The sequence below is a fragment of the Rheinheimera sp. A13L genome (assembly GCF_000217935.1).
GTDB lineage: Bacteria > Pseudomonadota > Gammaproteobacteria > Enterobacterales > Alteromonadaceae > Pararheinheimera.
Genome location: NZ_AFHI01000010.1, coordinates 1 through 19,899 on the forward strand (window position 1 = coordinate 1; position 19,899 = coordinate 19,899).

General features: G+C 46.5%; 15 protein-coding genes. 8 read left to right on the plus strand and 7 right to left on the minus strand.

The window, feature by feature from the left end:
• Positions 1-24 precede the first annotated feature (24 nt).
• Positions 25-768, minus strand: coding sequence for a YciK family oxidoreductase (locus RHEIN_RS06345; protein ID WP_008898152.1), 744 nt, complete (start codon positions 766-768; stop codon positions 25-27).
• A gap of 219 nt (positions 769-987) precedes the next feature.
• On the opposite strand from RHEIN_RS06345, the gene RHEIN_RS06350 reads away from it, so the two are divergent.
• The 3 genes from RHEIN_RS06350 to tmpT all read left to right on the plus strand — a co-directional run bounded on the left by RHEIN_RS06350 (position 988) and on the right by tmpT (position 5,376).
• Positions 988-3,384, plus strand: coding sequence for a VolA/Pla-1 family phospholipase (locus RHEIN_RS06350; RefSeq protein WP_008898153.1), 2,397 nt, complete (start codon positions 988-990; stop codon positions 3,382-3,384).
• Between the two features lie 348 nt (positions 3,385-3,732).
• Positions 3,733-4,722 (plus strand): protease SohB, encoded by a 990-nt coding sequence (gene sohB / locus RHEIN_RS06360; RefSeq protein ID WP_008898154.1) that lies wholly within the window; start codon positions 3,733-3,735, stop codon positions 4,720-4,722.
• 3 nt (positions 4,723-4,725) lie between these two features.
• Positions 4,726-5,376 carry a thiopurine S-methyltransferase gene (tmpT, locus tag RHEIN_RS06365; protein WP_008898155.1) on the plus strand — a complete coding sequence of 217 codons (651 nt, stop codon included), beginning with the start codon at positions 4,726-4,728 and terminating at the stop codon, positions 5,374-5,376.
• A gap of 248 nt (positions 5,377-5,624) precedes the next feature.
• Here tmpT and RHEIN_RS06370 read toward each other — a convergent pair whose 3' ends face one another.
• Positions 5,625-6,932, minus strand: coding sequence for a dicarboxylate/amino acid:cation symporter (locus tag RHEIN_RS06370; RefSeq protein ID WP_040554660.1), 1,308 nt, complete (start codon positions 6,930-6,932; stop codon positions 5,625-5,627).
• A 168-nt stretch (positions 6,933-7,100) separates the two neighbouring features.
• On the opposite strand from RHEIN_RS06370, the gene RHEIN_RS06375 reads away from it, so the two are divergent.
• A complete protein-coding gene (locus tag RHEIN_RS06375; RefSeq protein WP_008898157.1) occupies positions 7,101-9,305 on the plus strand; it encodes an Ig-like domain-containing protein in 2,205 nt (734 codons plus the stop codon).
• 139 nt (positions 9,306-9,444) lie between these two features.
• Here RHEIN_RS06375 and astB read toward each other — a convergent pair whose 3' ends face one another.
• Positions 9,445-10,788, minus strand: a complete 1,344-nt coding sequence (astB, locus tag RHEIN_RS06380; protein WP_008898158.1) for an N-succinylarginine dihydrolase — start codon at positions 10,786-10,788, stop codon at positions 9,445-9,447.
• Positions 10,789-11,342: 554 nt separating this feature from the next.
• On the opposite strand from astB, the gene topA reads away from it, so the two are divergent.
• The gene (gene topA / locus RHEIN_RS06385) at positions 11,343-13,940 is read left to right on the plus strand and encodes a type I DNA topoisomerase (protein WP_008898159.1); all 2,598 of its coding nucleotides are present in this window, start codon (positions 11,343-11,345) and stop codon (positions 13,938-13,940) included.
• Positions 13,941-13,980: 40 nt separating this feature from the next.
• On the opposite strand, the gene RHEIN_RS06390 is transcribed toward topA, so the two are convergent.
• Together RHEIN_RS06390 and RHEIN_RS06395 are read right to left on the minus strand one after the other, a co-directional pair.
• Positions 13,981-14,742 (minus strand): hypothetical protein, encoded by a 762-nt coding sequence (locus RHEIN_RS06390; RefSeq protein WP_008898160.1) that lies wholly within the window; start codon positions 14,740-14,742, stop codon positions 13,981-13,983.
• Positions 14,743-14,833: 91 nt separating this feature from the next.
• Positions 14,834-15,526, minus strand: a complete 693-nt coding sequence (locus tag RHEIN_RS06395; protein ID WP_008898161.1) for a sensor histidine kinase — start codon at positions 15,524-15,526, stop codon at positions 14,834-14,836.
• A gap of 158 nt (positions 15,527-15,684) precedes the next feature.
• Here RHEIN_RS06395 and cysB point away from each other — a divergent pair, with 158 nt between their 5' ends.
• Together cysB and RHEIN_RS06405 are read left to right on the plus strand one after the other, a co-directional pair.
• A complete protein-coding gene (gene cysB / locus RHEIN_RS06400; RefSeq protein ID WP_008898162.1) occupies positions 15,685-16,662 on the plus strand; it encodes an HTH-type transcriptional regulator CysB in 978 nt (325 codons plus the stop codon).
• Between the two features lie 319 nt (positions 16,663-16,981).
• A complete protein-coding gene (locus tag RHEIN_RS06405; protein ID WP_008898163.1) occupies positions 16,982-17,860 on the plus strand; it encodes a LysR substrate-binding domain-containing protein in 879 nt (292 codons plus the stop codon).
• On the opposite strand, the gene queC is transcribed toward RHEIN_RS06405, so the two are convergent.
• Positions 17,848-18,525 carry a 7-cyano-7-deazaguanine synthase QueC gene (gene queC / locus RHEIN_RS06410; protein WP_008898164.1) on the minus strand — a complete coding sequence of 226 codons (678 nt, stop codon included), beginning with the start codon at positions 18,523-18,525 and terminating at the stop codon, positions 17,848-17,850. The two genes, RHEIN_RS06405 and queC, sit on opposite strands and share 13 nt — an antisense overlap.
• Before the next feature lie 87 nt (positions 18,526-18,612).
• Here queC and queE point away from each other — a divergent pair, with 87 nt between their 5' ends.
• Positions 18,613-19,278 (plus strand): 7-carboxy-7-deazaguanine synthase QueE, encoded by a 666-nt coding sequence (queE, locus tag RHEIN_RS06415; RefSeq protein WP_008898165.1) that lies wholly within the window; start codon positions 18,613-18,615, stop codon positions 19,276-19,278.
• 23 nt (positions 19,279-19,301) lie between these two features.
• Here the strand turns inward: queE and RHEIN_RS06420 are convergent, their stop codons facing one another.
• A complete protein-coding gene (locus tag RHEIN_RS06420) occupies positions 19,302-19,892 on the minus strand; it encodes an LON peptidase substrate-binding domain-containing protein (protein ID WP_008898166.1) in 591 nt (196 codons plus the stop codon).
• Positions 19,893-19,899: the final 7 nt, after the last annotated feature.

The window sequence follows — 19,899 nt, forward strand, 5'->3', positions numbered from 1 at the left end:
CTTGAGCCGGTTTTTTTTCAGGGGTTATTTCTGTTGTGCATCCAGTGACTGGCCATTCACGGCTGTGCTGTCATCACTCATTAAATACAAATACAACGGCATAATTTGCTCCGCTGTAGGCAAACTCAACTGATCTTCACCCGGATAGGCTTTGCTACGCATTTTGGTACGGGTAGCGCCAGGATTAATTGCATTGATTCTTAGTGTTGACCCTTCATACTCAGCAGCCATCAGTTGCATTAAACCTTCGGTGGCGAACTTTGATACGGCATAACCGCCCCAGTAGGCTCTGGCCTGACGACCGACGCCTGAAGAAGTAAAAACAACTGAACTCTGTGGCGCTAATTTTAACACTGGGATCAGAGCCTGACTCATCAACATCGCTGCTGTGACATTGACCTGTAAAATATCCTGCCAGGTGGGCAAATCAAGATGTTCAAAAGGGCTCAATACCCCTAACAATCCAGCGTTGTGCAGTACTCCGTCCAATTTACCAAACTCAGCTTTAATAGTGCCTGCCATGTCCTGATAGTGTTTGGCTGTTGCACCTTTTAAATCCAGCGGAACAATAGCGGGTTCTGGCCAGCCAGCTGCCACTATTTCATCGTACACCGCTGTAAGTTTGGACGTGGTTTTGCCCAGCAGGATAACAGTAGCGCCGTGTTTGGCGTAACAAAGCGCAGCTGCTTTGCCTATGCCGTCGCCAGCGCCTGTTACCAGAATAACTTTGTCTGCCAGTGCTTGAGGCTTAGCTTGATAATTAAACATAAAAAGGGGTCCCAGACGTTGAAAAACGGCGGCAGCATACCTGCTCTGTACTAATTTTGCACCTTTCTTCAACAAGCTTGAATTTGAGCTAGCGAATTTTTTCTGATTGGGTTAAGTTTAACTGGTCGTAGCTGTTAAAGGCTAACATCACAAAACGAATGACTCCTTTAGGTAACTACAGGGGCAGAATAAGAAAAATACAGGACACGGGGAGAAGATATGAACAAGCTTTTGCTTAGCTTTGCTATTGCCAGTGCGTTAGGTTTAGCCGGTTGTGGTGGCGAATCACTGGACGAAATTAAAGAAGATACTCAAACAGGTGGTGAGGTTCAAATCCCTTTATCACGTGTAGTCTATGACCCAGCCAACGGTGTGTTATCACCACCTAACGATTTATTATTACAAGGCACCACTGATGGTACTTTGTTTATGCCGGGCGAAAAAGATGCAGCAGGCGCACATCTTGCTGCTCCTAACTATGCAGACCCTTCAACGGCCTTAGGCGCGTTAGATGGCTGGTCAACACAAAACCCATTTACCATTGCACTGAGCTTTACCTCTGGTGTCAGCTTAGATGCAGCCAGTGTGCAGCAGCCTGGTTCAGTTTACTTAGTGGAAACCCTGATGGGCGACCCGGCATCACCAGATGCAGATTGTCGTGCTGTACCTCGGGGCGCTGCTTGTAAAGCTGTTGGCAGTCTGACCTTTGGTGTTGATTATGTGACCCGTGCCAGCGGCAACAGCGTTGCTGTTATCCCGTTAAAGCCATTAAAACCTGCGACCACTTATATTCTGGTGTTCACTGATGCGTTAAAAGACAGTGAAGGCCGTTCTGTTGCACCTTCCAGCAGTTATGAGTTGGTCAAGCAGGACATCAATACTAAGCCATTAGGCACAGCTGCTCAGTTGGCTTTACAAGGCGTCATTAACAGTTTTGAAAATGCAGTCTCTGCACAGTCGATTAACAAAGCCGGCATTATCTACACTGCTGCTATCACTACCCAGTCTACAGCTCCGGTATTTGCCACTATTAAACAGTTAATGGCACCAAGTCCGTTAAATAACAACACTCCTCCTTCAGTAGCTCTTGCTGATACTGGTGCTGTGGTTTCGGATTTATTGTTCCCGGGACAAACTGTAGCGGATAGTCTGGCTGATCCTCGTTTTATTTTTAAACTGGCTAAGTTATACAGCGGTACTATTAACCTGCCGTATTATTTGGGGGCAGCAACTGCAGAAAATCCAATGGCTCCTTTAAGTACCCGCTGGATGGCCCGTTGTGACTCAGGCGCAATTATTGCTTCATTAACAGATGCACAAAAAACAGCCTTAGAAGGCAGTATTACTGATCCGGCTCAGGCGGGGAATGATGCCTTCTGTAATGCCGCTTCAAATGGCGCTTTACGCGATTTTGGTCTGGATAAACAACGTCACCTGACCAAGTTTAACGTGATCCCCAAAGTAAACAGCACTCAAACTTTAGCAGTGCAGGTCACAGTACCTGATGAGGTTCGCGGTGCCGCTTTAGGTTTGGTGAAACCAGCAGCAGGCTGGCCTGTGGTGATGTTACAACATGGTATTACTTCGAAAAAAGAAGATATGCTTGCCATCACCGGTGCTTTATCTGCCCGCGGTTTTGCCACTATTGCGATTGACCATCCGTTACATGGCAGCCGTGGTTTTGGTCCATTAAACGCTAGTAATGGTAATGCAACTGTCTATATGAACCTGTCGAACCTGTTGGTGACCCGTGACAATTTACGTCAGAGTATCGCTGATATGCTGGGCTTACGTTTAGGCATGAACTTTAACAACCAACCTGGCTTGTTAAATACTCAGGACGTCCAGTTCTTAGGTCATTCTTTGGGTGCAATCTCTGGTACTGCTATGGTGGCTTTGGCCAACAGCACAACAGGCAGTGCTCAGTTGGATGCTTTGTATAACATTCGCTCAGCTACCTTAGCTATGCCTGGTGGTGCTGTGGCTAACTTCCTGTTGGAGTCAGCTTCTTTTGGTCCTACCATTAAAGCCAGCGTATTGTTAGGTGCTGGTGGTGCCACTGCTCAGGGTTACATTGACTTTGCCACCAACAATGCCTGTGGTGCAGGTCAGAGTGCCCCTTATGCGGCGTGTTTTAATGACTTTGCTCAGGCGCTTGCCGTATCTAATCCAGCGGCACTGGCAACATTAAACGCTTCGTTCTCGTCTTTTGCTTTTGCAGCTCAGACAGTAACAGATGCTGGCGATCCAAATAACTATGCTTCTATGCTGGTGGCTTCTGAAACCCCAACTTATATCATTGAAGTGGTAGGCAACGGTTCGGATCAGTTACCAGACCAGGTGATCCCAAATCGCTCTGCTGCTATGCCTCTGGCCGGCACTGAGCCTCTGGCTGCTTTATTAGGTGCTTCAGCTTTAAGTAACGTGGCTGGTACTTATCCAGTGACGGGCACAGCCTTAAGCCGCTTTATTGCGGGTAACCACAGCTCTATCCTGAGCCCTGAGGGCAGTGCTGCAGCGACAGCTGAAATGCAAGGCCAAAGCGTAAGCTTCTTTATGGGTCGTGGTGCAGGTGTTGTGGTCACCAACGGTGCTGTAATGGCTCCAGCTAACTAATAGCTCAACCTCTGTAAAGCCCGGCTCTGATGCCGGGCTTTTTTATGTCCAAGGATGGACGGTATGTCGCAACTGTCGGGAACATTGTTGTGACGATGTCCAAGGATGGACGGTATGTCGCAACTGTCGGGGTGATAACGGTCTTTCGAAATGCCAACAGTTTGGCATTTCGCCGTTATCACGCCTTCGCCTCTGGCGCAGGCCGGAAGTTTGTTGTGACGATGTCCAAGGATGGCACTGCGCTGCAGTTCCAATGCTGACATCAAACCCAGCTATCAGGGTCAGAGCATATTTTCGACACAATCACCGCCATCAAGTTACAATGCCTGTAGTTTTTCTTGAGAAGGAATGGAAGTGGAATTTTTATATCAATACGGTTTATTTTTAGCGAAAACAGCCACAGTGGTGATTGCTGTCGCAGTTATTGTTGCTGTTGTGCTGTCTGCTAAACAAAAAGCTAAAAAGGGTGAACTGGAGTTTAACGATTTATCAGAAGATTACGCTGATTTAACTGCTGATTTACAGCAACAGTTGCTGGATAAAAAGGCGTTTAAGGCCTGGACTAAAAACCAGAAACAAAAGGACGAGCCAAAAGAGCGGCTTTTTGTACTGGATTTTAATGGCAGTATGGATGCACATGAAGTAGAAGCACTACGTGAAGAAGTCACAGCTGTGCTTGCTGTTGCAACGGAAACAGATGAAGTGCTGATCCGCTTAGAAAGCCCGGGTGGGGTAGTGCATGGTTATGGTCTGGCGGCTTCCCAGCTTGACAGAATTAAGCAGCAAAATATCCGCCTGACGGTAGCTGTCGATAAAGTAGCAGCCAGCGGTGGTTATATGATGGCCTGTATTGCCGACCGTATTTTAGCTGCCCCTTTTGCCATTGTCGGCTCTATTGGCGTGGTAGCTCAATTACCAAACTTCCATAAGTTGCTTAAAAAAAATCATATAGATGTGGAGCAGTTCACTGCAGGTGAATTCAAACGCACTGTGACCGTATTCGCTGAAAATACAGACAAAGGCCGTGAGAAGTTTCAGCAAGAACTGGAACAAACCCATATTTTATTTAAAGATTTTGTGTTTAAACACAGGCCTGTGCTGGTGATGGATCAGGTGGCGACAGGGGAGCACTGGTTTGGTTATCAGGCCCTGGATTTAAACTTAATCGATCAGTTACAAACCAGTGATGACTATCTGGTTCAGCAATTTAAAACCAAAAAGGTTGTGCAGGTGAAATACCAGCTTAAACGCAAACTGGCGGAAAAAGTCGGTTTGGCGGCAAGCTCTGCGCTGACTGCCAGCCTGAACAAATTGTCGCAACTTAGTTTCTGGCGTTAATGCATGCAAGCGGAATTTTGGCACAATTGCTGGCAGAATCAACGTATAGGTTTTCATCAAAGTGAAATCCATCCACTGCTGCCTGTGCTGTTTTCGCAGTTAAATCGGGACAGTTCCAGCGCTATTTTTGCGCCTTTGTGTGGTAAAAGTCTTGACCTGTGGTGGTTGGCACAACATGGCAAAGTGACTGGGGCTGAGCTGTCAGAGCTGGCTTGTCAGCAGTTTTATCAGCAACAGGGACAAGAGTTTTCTGCTTCTCCATACAACGAATTTCAGCACTTTAGTCATCCGGCTGTTGATATCTGGCAAGGTGACTTTTTCGCCTTAAAGCCAGAGCAGTTGGGTTATATAGGGTTGATTTATGACAGAGCAGCTCTTATCGCTTTGCCTGAGCAGATGCGTAAAGACTATGTGCAGCAGTTAAAGCAACTCTGTCAGGGGCCTGTCTCTTTAGTGTTATTGAGTCTGGAGTATCAACAAGATGAAATGTCTGGTCCGCCATTTTCGGTGACAGAGCAGGAGGTCAGAAGCTTATTTGATTTTGCATCCTCCATACAGCTGGTGGCGGTTCGTAATCTGACAGGACGACCTTTTGCTCAGCGTCAGTTTAAGGTCAGCCAACTGCTGGAAAAGGCATTTTTAATCCAGTGGTAAATTTCAGGTAGTGAAAACAGTTAGAATCGTAGCAACAAGCATCCGGCCTGCGCCAGAGGCGAAGGCGTGATAACGGCGAAATGCCAAACTGTTGGCATTTCGAAAGACCGCTATCACCCCGACAGTTGCGACATACCGTCCATCCATGGACATCGTCGCAACAATGTTCCCTACAGTTGCGACATACCGTCCATCCATGGACATAAAAAAACGCCGCAATTTGCGGCGTTTTTTCTTAGAGGCGAAACTTAAGAGTTTCTTCCTGCATCCGGGTTGTTAAAACACTCTGCATCAAATTGATTTTCGCTTTTGGCGATAAGACAGGACACCATAGCATCCCCTGTCACATTCACTGCTGTGCGGGTCATATCCAGTAAACGGTCCACGCCAATAATCAAGGCAATACCCTCCACTGGTAAGCCCACTTGCTGCAATACCATGGCCAGCATAATTAAACCTACACCAGGCACACCTGCAGTGCCGACAGAAGCTAAAGTGGCGGTCAGAATCACCATCAGGTAGTCCATAGTGGTTAAATCAACCTGAAACACCTGAGCGATAAATACAGTCGCCACACCTTGCATAATGGCTGTGCCATCCATATTGATGGTTGCACCTAAAGGGATAGTGAATGAGGCAATACTGTTGCTGACCCCCAGTTTTTTGGTGGTTGTTTCCATATTGACCGGAATGGTGGCATTACTGCTGGACATGCTAAAACCAAACAAAGCGGCATCTTTCATTTTGCGGAAAAACATCAGAGGGTTTAAGCGACCTAAAACAGAGATAAATAAGCCATAAACAACAAAACCATGGAAAAACAATACAAAAAGCACAGTACTAAAATACCAGCCCAGGCTTTCCAAATTTTTCAAATCTAAAGTGGTAAATAGTTTGGCCATCAGGAAAAACACACCATAAGGTGCCAGAGCCATCATAAAACCAACCAGTTTCATCACCACTTCGTTTAAGTCATTAAACAAAGCCCGCACTCTGGAACCCGCTTCTCCCGTTAAAGCAACGGCTAAACCAAAAAGAACTGAAAACACGATAATCTGCAGCATTTCCCCTTTCGCCATGGCTTCCACCGGATTACTTGGGAACATATTGATAAAAACCTGAGTAATAGAGGGGGCTTGTTGCACACTAAATTGTGCATCTGCAGTCATTTGTACTCCTGTTCCGGGGGAAACCAGAAGTGCAAAAAAGATAGCCAGAGCTATAGCAACAGCTGTGGTCAGAATATACAAACCAACAGATTTACCGCCAAGGCGACCCAAGGTGCTGCCATCACTCAATGAACTGGTACCGCAGACCAGAGAGACAAAAACCAGCGGCACGACCAGCATTTTTAAGCTGGCGACAAAAATTTGTCCACCTGCGTGAAAAATACCGTCGACAAAAAAGGCCCGCAAGCCAAGCTCTGCGCCAAACAAACTTAAAGTTCGTTCTGCTTCACCTGCTAACAGGAATTTAAAAAAAGCACCGACCAGTATGCCCAGCGCCATACCAATCAAAATACGTGGGGTTAGACCTAGTTTCTTTTTTGCAGTCATTTTTATTTTATTATCAGCCCGGAAAATGCCGCTTAGCCTAACAGTTTGTGAGTCAAAAGAAAAACCGCAACTGACGGAATTATTTTGCATCTGGACTTAGCCCACTGCATAAGTTTCGACTAAGCTAGAATAATTACAATAAGTTAGCGCATCCAATGGAGAGTCCAGATGCTTAGAGTCAGGTGCTACTTTGTCGTCGTTGTCTTGTTCTTGTTAGCTGGGTGTGGTGGGGGGGGCACTATTACTGATGATGGCGACGGTGGCGGTACAACCGAAGTGATCAGCATCAGTCTGGTATTGACGAATGCATCCGCTGCGGTGTCCGCAGAGGTAAGTAAAGCTCAGCCCCTGACATTAACAGCGACTCTCACTTCGTCAACAGGCCGCTCTATGGCGGGTCAACTGGTGACTTTTAGTTTTAACGATGCACTTTTAGCTAACTTTAATAATGAGGCCGGCACGGCTCAAACCAACAGCAATGGTGTTGCTGTAATAGGTGTGCTGGTGGGAACCAAAAGTGGCGCCGGTACTATAGCGGCTACTTTAACCGGTGGACAATCCAATACCATTAGCTTTGCTTCAGCTGGCGATGCGGATGATGTAGAACCTGAAAAACCGGTCGGGTCACTGCGCTTAATTGCCGACACCCTGCAGTTAGGCTCAGGCAGCACAGCACAAGTGGCTTTGTCTGCTGTTGTTCTGGATACCAGCAACGTATTGCAACCCGGAGTCACAGTGCAGTTCAGTTCCTCTTCAGGTGAACTGCAAGTGGTAAGCGCTATTACTGAAACTGATGGTGTAGCCAAAGCCATTTTATCCAGCAGCGTGGATCCATCCTTACGCACTATTACAGTGACAGCAGCAGTCGGGGATAGGATCGCCACTGTGGATGTCAATGTGGTGGGCACGACCATTCTTATCAGCGCACCACGTTCTATGGTGTTGTCTGACGAAGTGACTATTACCGCGGATCTAACTGATTTTGACGGCAAAGGTATTCAGGGGCGGACCTTAACTGTAACTTCTGCTTTAGATAACCCCATCACCAGTACTTCGCTGGTGACTGCTGGCAATAGCGGTCGGGTCTCTTTTACCTACAGAGCAACGCAGGGCGGCACAGATGAACTTCGTGTGACTGGTTTAGGGGCCACTGCAGTTGCACCTATCAGTATTCAATCCGACCAGTTCCAGTTTTTAAATACCAACCTAATTGAAGTGCCGCTGGGCACAGAGCAGCAACTCACAGTAGAGTGGCTGGTGAATAATTTACCTAATACGAATAAAGCTCTGAATTTGACCACCACCAGAGGCACTTTGGGATTGCTGACGGGAAACCTGACCCAGGTGTCTGTTGATCAAACTACAGATCTGCAAGGGCAAGCTTCAGTTCTGGTAGCGTCCAGCTTTGCAGGTTTTGCCAATATAGCGGCAACAGAAATTCGCCCAGGCGCTACTGATTTATTAACGACACAAACCCAGATTGAATTTGTTGCCACTGTGCCTGATACAGTCGGGGTTTCAGCCTTTCCAGCTCAGTTAGGGCCTGGTGAGCAAAGTGTGGTGCGTGCAGTTGTCAGGGATGCAAATAATAACCCGGTGAAAAACCGCACTGTCGCTTTTACGCTGGATGGTGCTCCTGGTGGGCAAATTAATCCGGCAACTGCTATTACAGATTCGCAAGGCCTGGCCAGTACCGTATTTACAGCGGATAACACCACAGGTGCAGGTACAGGGGCCAACTTAAGCGTATTGGCGACAGTGCTGAATACAACACCTGTGGTCAGTGGCAATACGCCGGTTTCTGTCGGGACCCGAACCCTGTTTTTTCGCTTTGGTACAGGTAACTCTGTTGCAGAACCCAGTGTTTCGTTGTTTAGAAAAGAGTTTTCTGTTTTAGTGACTGATTCGTCAGGCAACCCAGTGGCCGGTCAGCAGCTTAACGTTTCTGTATTGCCATTGAGTTACAACAAGGGTTTTTGGATGGCAGTACCGGATCTGATTGAGTTCGAATACTGGGATCCGGTGATCACCAGTGTTGACTGTCAAAGTGAAGATGTAAACAACAATGGTATTTTGGACCAAGGTGAGGATTTTAATGGCGATGGTCAATTAACGCCTGGCAATGTGGCTACAGTCCCCCGTACTATCCAGGCAGACAGCAATGGCATTGCCACCTTCGATTTAACCTACCCTAAAGATATAGCGCCATGGACAAGGTTGTTGTTGTCGGTAACAGGCTTTGCCGATGGTTCAGAAAATGTTTCCAGTCGTGAATTCAGGACTACTGTGTCAGGTAATTATGTGGCTGACGAAACTGCTGCTCCTGCCAGAAATCCTTTTGGGATTAACGCCAGTTGTGCGAACACCTTTTAATAGGTGTTGAGCGGCTTTCGTTGTAAAACAATACGCAAAAAAGTAAGGCGGATTAAGTATCCGCCTTATTTATTCAGGTTTATGTAAGCCTCTCTCCAGGCGGCAGTTATTCTCGTTGGCCGCTTAAAGTGTCAGGCACTTAATTACGCTGGAACTGATACACAGAACCTAGTTTTAAGATTTGTGTCAGTTCATCCAATGCCTGACGACTTTCAATCAGCAATTGCGGATCGGCTAAATCAGCTTCGCTGATCTGGTCACGATAGTGTGTATCCACCCACTGATTTAACCGGACAAACAAGCTGTCGTTCATCAGCACGGCCGGATTCACTGCCTGATGCTCAGCAGCACTCATTGCTACGCGCAGGCGTAAACAGGCTGGACCGCCGCCATTTTGCATACTTTGCTTTACATCAAAATAATGCACCTGACGTACTGGTGTGCCACGACCAGTCAGTTGTTCCAGATAGGCAGACACAGTGTCGCTGTCTCGGCATTCTGTTGGCGCAATAATGGCCATATCGCCGTTTGGTAAGGTGACTAACTGGGTGTTAAACAGATAGGTTTTTACTGCTTCAGACACTGAAACTTCTGAAGTTTTTACTTCAATAAAATGCAAATCTGCAGCTGTGCCAAACTTACGGCGAATTTCATCCAGCTTGCTTTGGGTATCAACAAAAGCCTGCTCATGGAAAAACAACACGTTTTGGTTGCCAACCGCAATCACGTCATTGTGAAAGACACCCTGATCTATCACATCCGGATTTTGCTGCATCATCACAGCGCCGTTTTCAGACAAGCCATGCAGGCGGGCGACCGCTTCACAGGCCTCCAGTGTATGACGGGCAGGAAAGCGTTTTGGCGCAGGTTTTGATGAATCAAAGGCATAACGACCATAAACAAACAATTCAACACCAGCATCACCATAGGCGCTGCATAAGCGGGTATGGTTCGCTGCGCCTTCGTCACCAAAGTGATCGTTGTCCGGCAAATGTTGATGATGCGCAAAATGTTTATCATCACTGAACATGGCCTTGAGGATCCGACCTGTGGTTAAGGGTTCCAGTGAACGGTGAAACTTATTGGTTAAGTTTGCCGGGGTAAAATGAATTTTACCGTCCGCTGTGTCTGCACTGGGTGAAATAGTGGCGGCGTTGGCTGTCCACATACTGGAGGCAGAGCAGACGGCTTTGAGCACAGCTGGCGCTTGTTTTGCCGCTTTACTAATGACTTCACTGTCAGTGCCGGTGAAACCCAAACGTCTTAAGGTATAGACGTCAGGGCGCTCTTGTGGAGCCAAAACGCCTTGAACTAAACCAAGTTCGGACAAGGATTTCATCTTCTGCAAACCCTGCTTAGCGGCTTGTTTTGGACTTGAGGTATTTTTGGCGTTATTTAGCGAGGCAACATTGCCGATGGATAATCCGGCATAGTTGTGCGTCGGCCCGACCAGGCCGTCAAAATTTGCTTCAAAGAACTTCATTTTTGCTTTATTCCTTCATTTTTTGGGAAGGGGCTCTGCTTTTATTATTATTGCGGCCGTTGCTTCATTTTATCCCTGCGTACTTAAAGCTACAGCGTTGTTGACTGCGCTACTCGCCCCAGTCACATAGGACCTCTATGCTCCTGGGGTCTCGCTCGCTTGTCGCCTAGCTGTCACTTCAATTACTTTGGGTAATATCCCTGCGTACTTAAAGCTACAGCGTTGTTGACTGCGCTACTCGCCCCAGTCACATAGGACCTCTATGCTCCTGGGGTCTCGCTCGCTTGTTGCCTAGCTGTCACTTCAATTACTTTGGGTTATATCCCTGCGTACTCAAAGCCACAACTTTGTTGACCACCTTACGGCGAGCCGTTTTGCTGCGGCTTTGGCTACTTTATGCAGGTCCCGCTGATTTATTCAGCGAAAAGTCACTAAATTGTGACCTTCTGGCATAATAATGAACTTATTCTCTTGTCACAACTTGAGTTTGCGGATATACGTTAAAAAAGAAGTGCCCACCGGCACGCGAAAAGGTCAGGGATCTCAATCATAAAATGGCGAAATCACTAGTCATAGTCGAATCACCGGCGAAAGCTAAAACCATCAATAAATACCTGGGAAACGATTTTATCGTTAAATCCAGCGTAGGTCATATCCGCGATCTGCCCACCAGCAGTAACAAAGATAAGGTCAAAGAAGACAAAACTAAGCTCAGCAAAGAGCAAAAAGAGTATCAGGCTCTGGTTGAACGTATGGGGATAGATCCAAACAACGACTGGCAAGCCCGTTACGAAATTTTGCCCGGCAAAGAGAAGGTCGTCAAAGAGCTGAAAGCTCTGGCTGAAAAAGCTGACACTGTTTATCTGGCAACAGACTTAGACCGCGAAGGGGAGGCTATTGCCTGGCACCTTCAGGAAATTATTGGTGGCGAGCATCAGAAGTTTAAGCGGGTGGTGTTTAACGAAATCACTCAAAACGCTATAAAAAATGCTTTTGTTGAACCAGGTGAAGTCAATCAGCACCGCGTCAATGCTCAGCAAGCCCGTCGCTTTTTAGACAGGGTTGTTGGTTTTATGGTTTCCCCATTGCTGTGGAAAAAAGTAGCCCGTGGCTTATCCGCTGGTCGTGTGCAGTCTGTGGCTGTGCGTTTAGTGGTGGAGCGTGAGCGTGAAATTAAAGCTTTTGTGCCTGAAGAATACTGGACTGTTGCTGCGGATACGCAAACCAATGCAGGTGTAACGCTGCAGCTGGACGTAGCTAAACAGGCTGGAAAAGCCTTCAGACCTGAAAATAAAGCCCAGACCGATGCTGCTGTGGCTGTGTTGCAAAAAGCAAGCTATGAAGTCATTGAGCGTGAAGATAAGCCATCGAGCAGTAAAGCTCAGGCGCCTTTTATTACCTCAACCTTACAGCAAGCCGCCAGTACCCGTTTAGGTTATGGTGTGAAAAAAACCATGATGCTGGCACAGCGTTTGTACGAAGCCGGTCATATTACCTATATGCGTACCGACTCAACCAACTTAAGTGTGGATGCGCTGACCGCCTGTCGTGACTATATTGAACAAAATTTTGGTACTAAGTATTTGCCAGAGCAGCCATTAAGTTATGGTAGCAAAGCCAATGCTCAGGAAGCGCACGAAGCCATTCGTCCATCTGATGTTTTTGTTTTGGCAAGCAGCCTGCAGGATATGGAAGCCGATGCCCGTAAACTCTATGAGCTGATTTGGCGCCAATTTGTGGCCTGTCAGATGCCTTCTGCACAGTATGATGTCACAGTGATCACTGTGGCTGCAGCTGATTTTGAATTAAAAGCCAAAGGCCGGGTATTACGTTTTGATGGCTGGACTAAAGTGCAACCAGCTCAGAAGCGCAAAGACGAAGAAGAGCTGGAATTACCGGATGTAAAACCGGGTGAAGTATTGAAGTTGGAACAGTTAGCGCCGGCTCAGCATTTTACTAAACCTCCGGCTCGTTTTAGCGAAGCCAGTTTAGTAAAAGAGCTGGAAAAGCGTGGAATAGGTCGTCCTTCCACTTACGCCGCCATTATTTCGACTATTCAGGAACGTGGTTATGTCAAAGTAGACAACCGTCGTTTCTACGCTGAAAAAATGGGTGAAATTGTGACCGACCGTTTAGTCGAAAACTTCGGCGATTTAATGAGTTACGATTTTACTGCCAATATGGAAGTGCGCCTTGATGACATAGCTCACGGTGAACTGCAATGGCGTAAAGTATTGGATCAGTTTTATGGCGATTTCTCTCAGCAGTTAAAAACCGCAGAATCGGATCCAGAGCAGGGCGGCATGCGCACTAATCAGTTTGTACTGACGGATATTGCCTGTCCTACCTGTGGTCGCCAGATGGGGATCCGCACCGCATCCACAGGTGTGTTTTTAGGTTGTTCAGGGTACAACCTGCCGCCAAAAGAACGTTGCACCACCACTATGAATTTAACGCCTGGTGATGATGCGGTGGAAGTGGCAGATGAAGATGAATTAGAAACCGAAATACTGCGTCATAAAAAACGTTGTGCTAAATGTGGCACCGCCATGGATCATTACCTGATTGACGAGCAGCGTAAGCTGTATGTCTGCGGTAATAACCCGGGTTGTGACGGTTATCTGGTTGAAGCTGGTCTATTTAAGCTTAAAGGTTATGACGGCCCACTGATCGAATGTGAGAAGTGTGGTTCGGATATGCAGCTGAAATCAGGCCGTTTTGGTAAATACTTTGGTTGCACCAACGACAGTTGCAAAAATACCCGTAAACTTTTGAAAAGTGGTGAAGCTGCACCACCAAAAGAAGATCCGGTGCATTTGCCTGAGCTCAAATGCGAAAAATCAGAGACCTACTTTGTGTTGCGTGATGGTGCTGCAGGCTTGTTCCTCGCTGCCGCTACTTTCCCTAAATCCAGGGAAACACGAGCGCCACTGGTGTCTGAATTAGCGCGTTTTAAAGATCGTCTTGTGCCGAAGTTCCATTACCTTGCTGATGCTCCTGCGGCTGATGCTTCAGGCAATCCAACCATCATCCGCTGGAGTCGTAAGACCAAGCAACAGTATGTGATGACGGAAAAGGATGGCAAAGCCACTGGCTGGTCGGCCTGGTACGAAAATGGCCGCTGGGTTGTGACTAAGGAAAAAGAAAAATAATTTCATAGTAATAAAAAAGGCGCCTCAGGCGCCTTTTTTATTACCATTTACGTTTCGGAGCGAACAGCACATCCAGATCATTGTTTTCCTGTTCGGCTTTTTTCTGTCTGTCGCGCAGGTTACCTTCTTTTAATTCAGTCGCTATATCTTCAAGTATGGTCATTACTTCACTTTTACGAGTGGTGATGTAATCGTCCGAGTGAGCACAGTTTGACATAGTGGTGAGTGCTTTTTCATAACACTGACGGGCTGAGCCCAGCATGTTGCCTGCTCTTGCCTGATTGCCTCTTTTAATCTGGCTTTCCACATTAATACGTAATTGCAGCATTTCCAGTCGTCTGTCTTCCTGCACTACGGTTTGGGTGTCTATATTACCGCGGGCATGTTCGCTGCGCAAAATAGTCCGCAGTTTTTTAATGCCCTGAATCATGCCAATAATCTGTTTGTCATTATCTGGCATGGTTAAGCCTTCGACCGCCATATCTCCAGCTGCTGTATCGTTTAAACGGGCTTCTGTCTCGCCAATACGTTTTTTCAAATCCTTCGAATTGGGTTCCAGTTCAAGCATAGCTTTGAGTGTAACCGCTATACGTTTGAGCAACATTTGCATGATGCCTTTTGTCATGGGGACATTGGCAGCATTCAGCAGAATGTCTTCTGTTTCTTCCAGCAAAGTGCGGAGTTTAGAAAACTCTGCTCTTTTCAGCGCGGCTAGCCGCTCTTTATGCTGCTGTACTGCGTTGACAATCACGGCGATAATCACCAGTGCAACAACCAGCACAATAATAATAGTAAAAAGCATCCAAACTCCGTTGCCCCCGGATTCATCGGGGTATTTCAGCTGTGGCCTGATTTTAAGCCGGGCTTTGAAAAATATCTATGTTAAGTGCAAATCAGGGTAAATACAGGCTGAACATAGCTCCGCCATACAAACCCCCATTATTTAAACGAATAAAACCAGTTTTACCATGATTTTTGTGCGCTTTGGCGATTAACCCTGCAAAAAACAGGCCTAAGCCTGTGCGGCCAGCCGCTAAATTTAAATCTTTCATCAGCGTATCGGCATTTTCAAGCATAAATTCAGGATAACCTGGGCCATCATCATGCAGTTCTATCGCCAGCCCATGTGCTGTCAGCTCTGCCCTTAATAACAATTTGCTTTTGGTGTAGCGCAACGCATTCACGAACATATCGTTAAGCAAGTTGCTGATCAGATCGCTGTCAAAATACCAAAGTAAATCGCTGCCATCCTGAACTTCGACCTGAATATCTTTCTGACTGATGTACATTTCATTTTTCAGAAGAATTTCTTCAAACAAATCAGAGATATAATACTGGTCAATTTGCAAAGGTAACTGGTTCTTTTCGATACGGTATAAGGACAACAGTTGCAACAGATTGATATTGAGTCTGTTGGCTTCGTAATGAATACGGGACAATTCTTCCCGGCCGTTGCTGTCCAGTTGTTGCTGCTCTTGTTGCAGGTTATCAATGGATTGGATCAATAAACACAAGGAGTTTTTCATATCATGTGCAGCTGACGCCAGCACTGTCGCAAAGTCGATGGATGAGTCTGAAGTTGACATACAGTCCCCGATGATCCCGTTGTACCGCCATTGAGAAGCAAACAGCAGTTTTTTTAGTTACTATTGGTTATATATTCCAAGTAAATCAAAATAAGTTGGAATATCCAGATGAATATGTATAGTGTTTATAGCATATGCCAAGAACGGATCACTGACACATGAAATTACAACAGCTACGTTATATTGTTGAAGTTCTCAATCACAACCTGAATGTCTCTGCGACAGCAGAGAGTTTGTATACCTCACAACCTGGCATCAGTAAACAGGTGCGGATGCTGGAGGACGAACTGGGTATTCAGGTCTTTGGCCGTTCCGGTAAACATTTAACTCATGTTACACCAGCTGGCAGAGATGTTATTGAAATAGCTCAACAAATACTAGCAAAAGTTGAGAGCATCAAGGCGGTTGCCAAAGAACATACTTTGCCTGATCAAGGCAAGTTGAATATTGCCACGACCCACACTCAGGCCCGTTATGCTTTGCCGCCAGTGATCAGTGGTTTTATGAAAAAATTCCCCAAAGTCTCTTTGCATATGCATCAGGGCACACCGTCACAAATTGCTGAAGCAGCCTCTCGGGGTGATGCAGACTTTGCAATAGCCACAGAAGCTATGCATTTATTTAATGATTTAGTGATGTTGCCTTGTTACCACTGGAACCGCAGCGTGATAGTGCGTCATGATCACCCACTGGCAAGCTTAAGCCGTAAAATTGCAGTGGAAGATGTGGCTGAACATCCTATTGTCACTTATGTATTTGGTTTTACCGGCCGCTCAGAGCTGGACCGTGCTTTTGGTGAAAAGGGCTTAGAACCCAAAATTGTCTTTACAGCCACAGATGCTGACGTCATTAAAACCTATGTACGTTTAGGTTTAGGCGTAGGAGTGATCGCCTCCATGGCCATGGATAAAGATTTGGACAAAGATTTAGTTTCTATAGACGCCAGTCATTTATTTGCGGCCTCGACCACTAAAATTGGTTTCAGAAAGGGCACTTTTTTACGTACTTATATGTATGACTTTATTGAACGTTTTGCCCCGCATTTAACCCGCGAAGTGGTGGAAAAAGCCAATATGCTACGTAATCAGGATGATATAGACAGAATGTTTGCCAAATTTGAGCTACCGGTTAAGTAGGTCGGTTTGATAGAACAAAAGGGCCTTGATGGCCCTTTTTTAATACTTAACATTTAATATTTAATCTGAATGGACAAATTCTTGCCACAGCCCGGATTGATCCACAAATGCTCTGCCTCTAAACAGCGCTGCTGTCTTTTTAACGCACGTATTTTTACCAATATGAGGGAAGCCGCGGTTATGTACTAACGCATGTTATTTTTTTGTTTGGGTGTCCAGATGTTTACATGGCTAATATTGATGTTTATGCTAAACAGAGACAAACAAATGAATTGCATGGTTAGTATGAAGAAAACTTTTGTTATAAAGGAATGGGCAGATGATTGATTTAAAACTGCTGCGTACCTTACAGGCGTTGCAGCAGAGCGGCACTTTAGTGGCTGCTGCTGATCAACTGTGCCTGACGCAGTCGGCCTTATCGCATCAGCTTAAAGAAGCCGAATCCTATCTTGGCGCTGCACTTTATCTGCGTAAAAGCCAGCCTGTATCATTTAGTCCCCAAGGTCAGCTGTTATTGGAGTTGGCAGCCCAAGTCCTGCCCTTAGTGGCGCAGGCTGAAACTCAGCTCAAAGGCAAAAGCTTAAGCCGTATTCGATTGGCAGTGGAATGCCATGCTTGTTTTCATTGGTTAATGCCAGCTGTGAAAGCTTTTGGGCTGTTGCAACCTCAATGCCCGGTCGAGTTTTCTGCTGAAATTGAACACAACGCTTTGGATGCCTTGTTAAGTGATGAACTGGATTTAGTGCTGACCACAGACCAACGTGAGCTTGCAGGTTGTTATTTTGAAGCTTTGTTTGAGATGGAATTATGCCTTGGAGTCAGTGCTGATCATCCACTGGCATTGCAGCCTTTTATCACAGCGCAGCAGCTAAAACAGAACACTTTATTAGGTTATCCATTGCCTTTGGATCGGCAGGATTTATACCGTTATGTGCTGGCTCCGGCAGGTTTGGAGGCAAAGTTCAGAACTGTGGCGCAAAGCAGTCAGATTTTGCAGCTGATTGCAGCAGGGCAGGGAGTTGCGTTATTACCGAGATGGCTGATGGAACCTTATCGTGCTCAGGGGCTGTTGGCTGTTGTGCCTATAGGGCAGCACGGTTTATTCAGAACTATGTATGCAGTCTGTCGGCAGGGGCAGCAAGAAGCCAACCCGCTGCGACAGTTGTTAGAGCAAATTAGCCTGCATCAACCTTCGTAGGCTAAAGGATCTGTTGCGTTATTCAGTTCAAAAGCTTCGAGGCGTTCCTGACAAGAGCCACATTTACCGCAGGCTTTTTCACGGCCGTTGTAGCAGGTCCAGGTTTTGCTGTAATCCAGTCCCATGGCTAAACCATCGCGTAAAATTTCGATTTTGGTCTGGCTTAAGTAAGGGCTGACAATGTCTACAGGCTCGTAGTTAGCCACCTGGCAAACTTCATTCATTTTATGCACAAAATCAGGACGGCAATCCGGATAAATAAAGTGATCACCAGAATGAGCACCGTAATACACAGCACGGGCATTCAGCGACACCGCATAACCAACGGCTAAAGACAATAAAATCATATTGCGGTTTGGCACCACAGTGGATTTCATGGTGTCGGCAGCGTAGTGGCCTTCGGGAATTTGAATATCTTCATGAGTGCTGTCTGGCGCCATCAGGCTAGAACCGGCCAGTAACTGATTAATCGCAGAAATATCCACCACTTTATGCGGAACCCCTAACTCTTCACAAACACTGCGGGCACAGACCAGTTCTTTAACATGGCGCTGACCATAGTTAAAAGACAGGGCATAGACTTCATGACCATCAGCTATGGCTTTATGCAACACGGTAAATGAATCCATACCGCCGGAATAGATCACAACAACTTTTTGCGGCATCTGTCAGGCTCTCTCGCTATAATAGGCAAAATTTCGGGCGCGCATTGTACTGTATCTGAGCCTGTAGCTAAAGGAAAACCCCACAAAGTGTATAAAGTAAACGAGATTTTCGAGACCATTCAGGGTGAAGGCAGTTACACTGGCACTCCTGCTATTTTTCTGCGTTTACAAGGCTGTCCTGTAGGCTGCTCCTGGTGTGACACCAAACAGACCTGGGAAATCGATCCGGAACTGCAACTGAGCCCTGCGGCTATTTTAGAGAAAAAAGCCGACTCGGATCACTGGTGCAGTTTATCTTCAACCGAAGTGCTTCAGTTGTTTGCCGACAAAGGCTACCGCGCTAAACATGTGGTGATCACAGGTGGCGAGCCTTGTATGTATGATTTACGGCCTTTGTGTGAACTGTTGCATTCTGTCGGATATTCCACTCAGATAGAAACCAGCGGTACCTTTGAAATTCTCGCGCCGCAAAGCACCTTTGTCACAGTTTCGCCAAAAGTGAATATGAAGGGGGGCTACGAAGTGCTGCGTACCGCACTCGAACGCGCTAATGAAATTAAGCACCCTGTGGCTATGGAAAAACATATAGAGGAGCTATTGGAGCTGCTACAGGGTCTGGATTTAACCCATACACTGGTGTACCTGCAGCCGATCAGTCAAAAAGCCAAAGCCACCCAGCTTGCTATTGAATTCTGTAAACAGCACAACTGGCGTTTAAGTGTTCAAGTGCATAAATATCTGGGCATTAATTAAATCCCGCATTGATGCAGCAAAAATTAACTTAGTTCTTCCAGACTGTCTTCCAGCCAGAGTTCCAGATCTTTGGCTGTGTCAGTCAGCTCCTGCTGCAGCCACTGACGTTTTAAATGAGGTGTCAGGGGTAACAGCTCCATCCAGCGTGACACCAGCCAGCATAAATTGTCAGGTTCTGGCTGCGGGTAGAGTGTGGCCAATTCAGGGTATTGTTTAAACACCAGCTGTAATTTATGCCACAACAGCTGCTGTTCAGCGCTGGTGTTCTGTGCTGTCCAAAATGGGACCTGAGTCAGTTCTGCCACATGCAACTGGTCGTATTCCTGCCACCTTTTGCTGATGTGATAACGGCCTGTCCCCTCGACAGTAATGCCAAGCAAACCATCAGGCAATTGCTCAAAATCAACAATAGACACCAGTGTGACTTCAGGGCAAATTCTGTCCTGATGATGCTGGCTCACTAAAGAATTAATACTGGCGATGGCAAAGGGCCTGATGCCGCTGCTGGCGTCTTTCATAAGGCGTAAATAACGGGGTTCGAATAAACGCAAACGCATTCTGCCTTCAGGCAGCAGCAGGGTATTCAATGGAAATAAAGCTATTGTAGGGTTCATAACCGCA

Coding starts and splice junctions, on each gene's coding strand:
- RHEIN_RS06345 (WP_008898152.1), bottom strand. CDS start 768: ATGTTTAATTATCAAGCTAAGCCTCAAGCACTGGCAGACAAAGTTATT.
- tmpT (WP_008898155.1), top strand. CDS start 4,726: ATGCAAGCGGAATTTTGGCACAATTGCTGGCAGAATCAACGTATAGGT.
- queC (WP_008898164.1), bottom strand. CDS start 18,525: ATGCCGCAAAAAGTTGTTGTGATCTATTCCGGCGGTATGGATTCATTT.
- cysB (WP_008898162.1), top strand. CDS start 15,685: ATGAAATTACAACAGCTACGTTATATTGTTGAAGTTCTCAATCACAAC.
- topA (WP_008898159.1), top strand. CDS start 11,343: ATGGCGAAATCACTAGTCATAGTCGAATCACCGGCGAAAGCTAAAACC.
- RHEIN_RS06395 (WP_008898161.1), bottom strand. CDS start 15,526: ATGTCAACTTCAGACTCATCCATCGACTTTGCGACAGTGCTGGCGTCA.
- RHEIN_RS06370 (WP_040554660.1), bottom strand. CDS start 6,932: ATGACTGCAAAAAAGAAACTAGGTCTAACCCCACGTATTTTGATTGGT.
- sohB (WP_008898154.1), top strand. CDS start 3,733: ATGGAAGTGGAATTTTTATATCAATACGGTTTATTTTTAGCGAAAACA.
- RHEIN_RS06390 (WP_008898160.1), bottom strand. CDS start 14,742: ATGCTTTTTACTATTATTATTGTGCTGGTTGTTGCACTGGTGATTATC.
- RHEIN_RS06350 (WP_008898153.1), top strand. CDS start 988: ATGAACAAGCTTTTGCTTAGCTTTGCTATTGCCAGTGCGTTAGGTTTA.
- RHEIN_RS06375 (WP_008898157.1), top strand. CDS start 7,101: ATGCTTAGAGTCAGGTGCTACTTTGTCGTCGTTGTCTTGTTCTTGTTA.
- RHEIN_RS06405 (WP_008898163.1), top strand. CDS start 16,982: ATGATTGATTTAAAACTGCTGCGTACCTTACAGGCGTTGCAGCAGAGC.
- RHEIN_RS06420 (WP_008898166.1), bottom strand. CDS start 19,892: ATGAACCCTACAATAGCTTTATTTCCATTGAATACCCTGCTGCTGCCT.
- astB (WP_008898158.1), bottom strand. CDS start 10,788: ATGAAGTTCTTTGAAGCAAATTTTGACGGCCTGGTCGGGCCGACGCAC.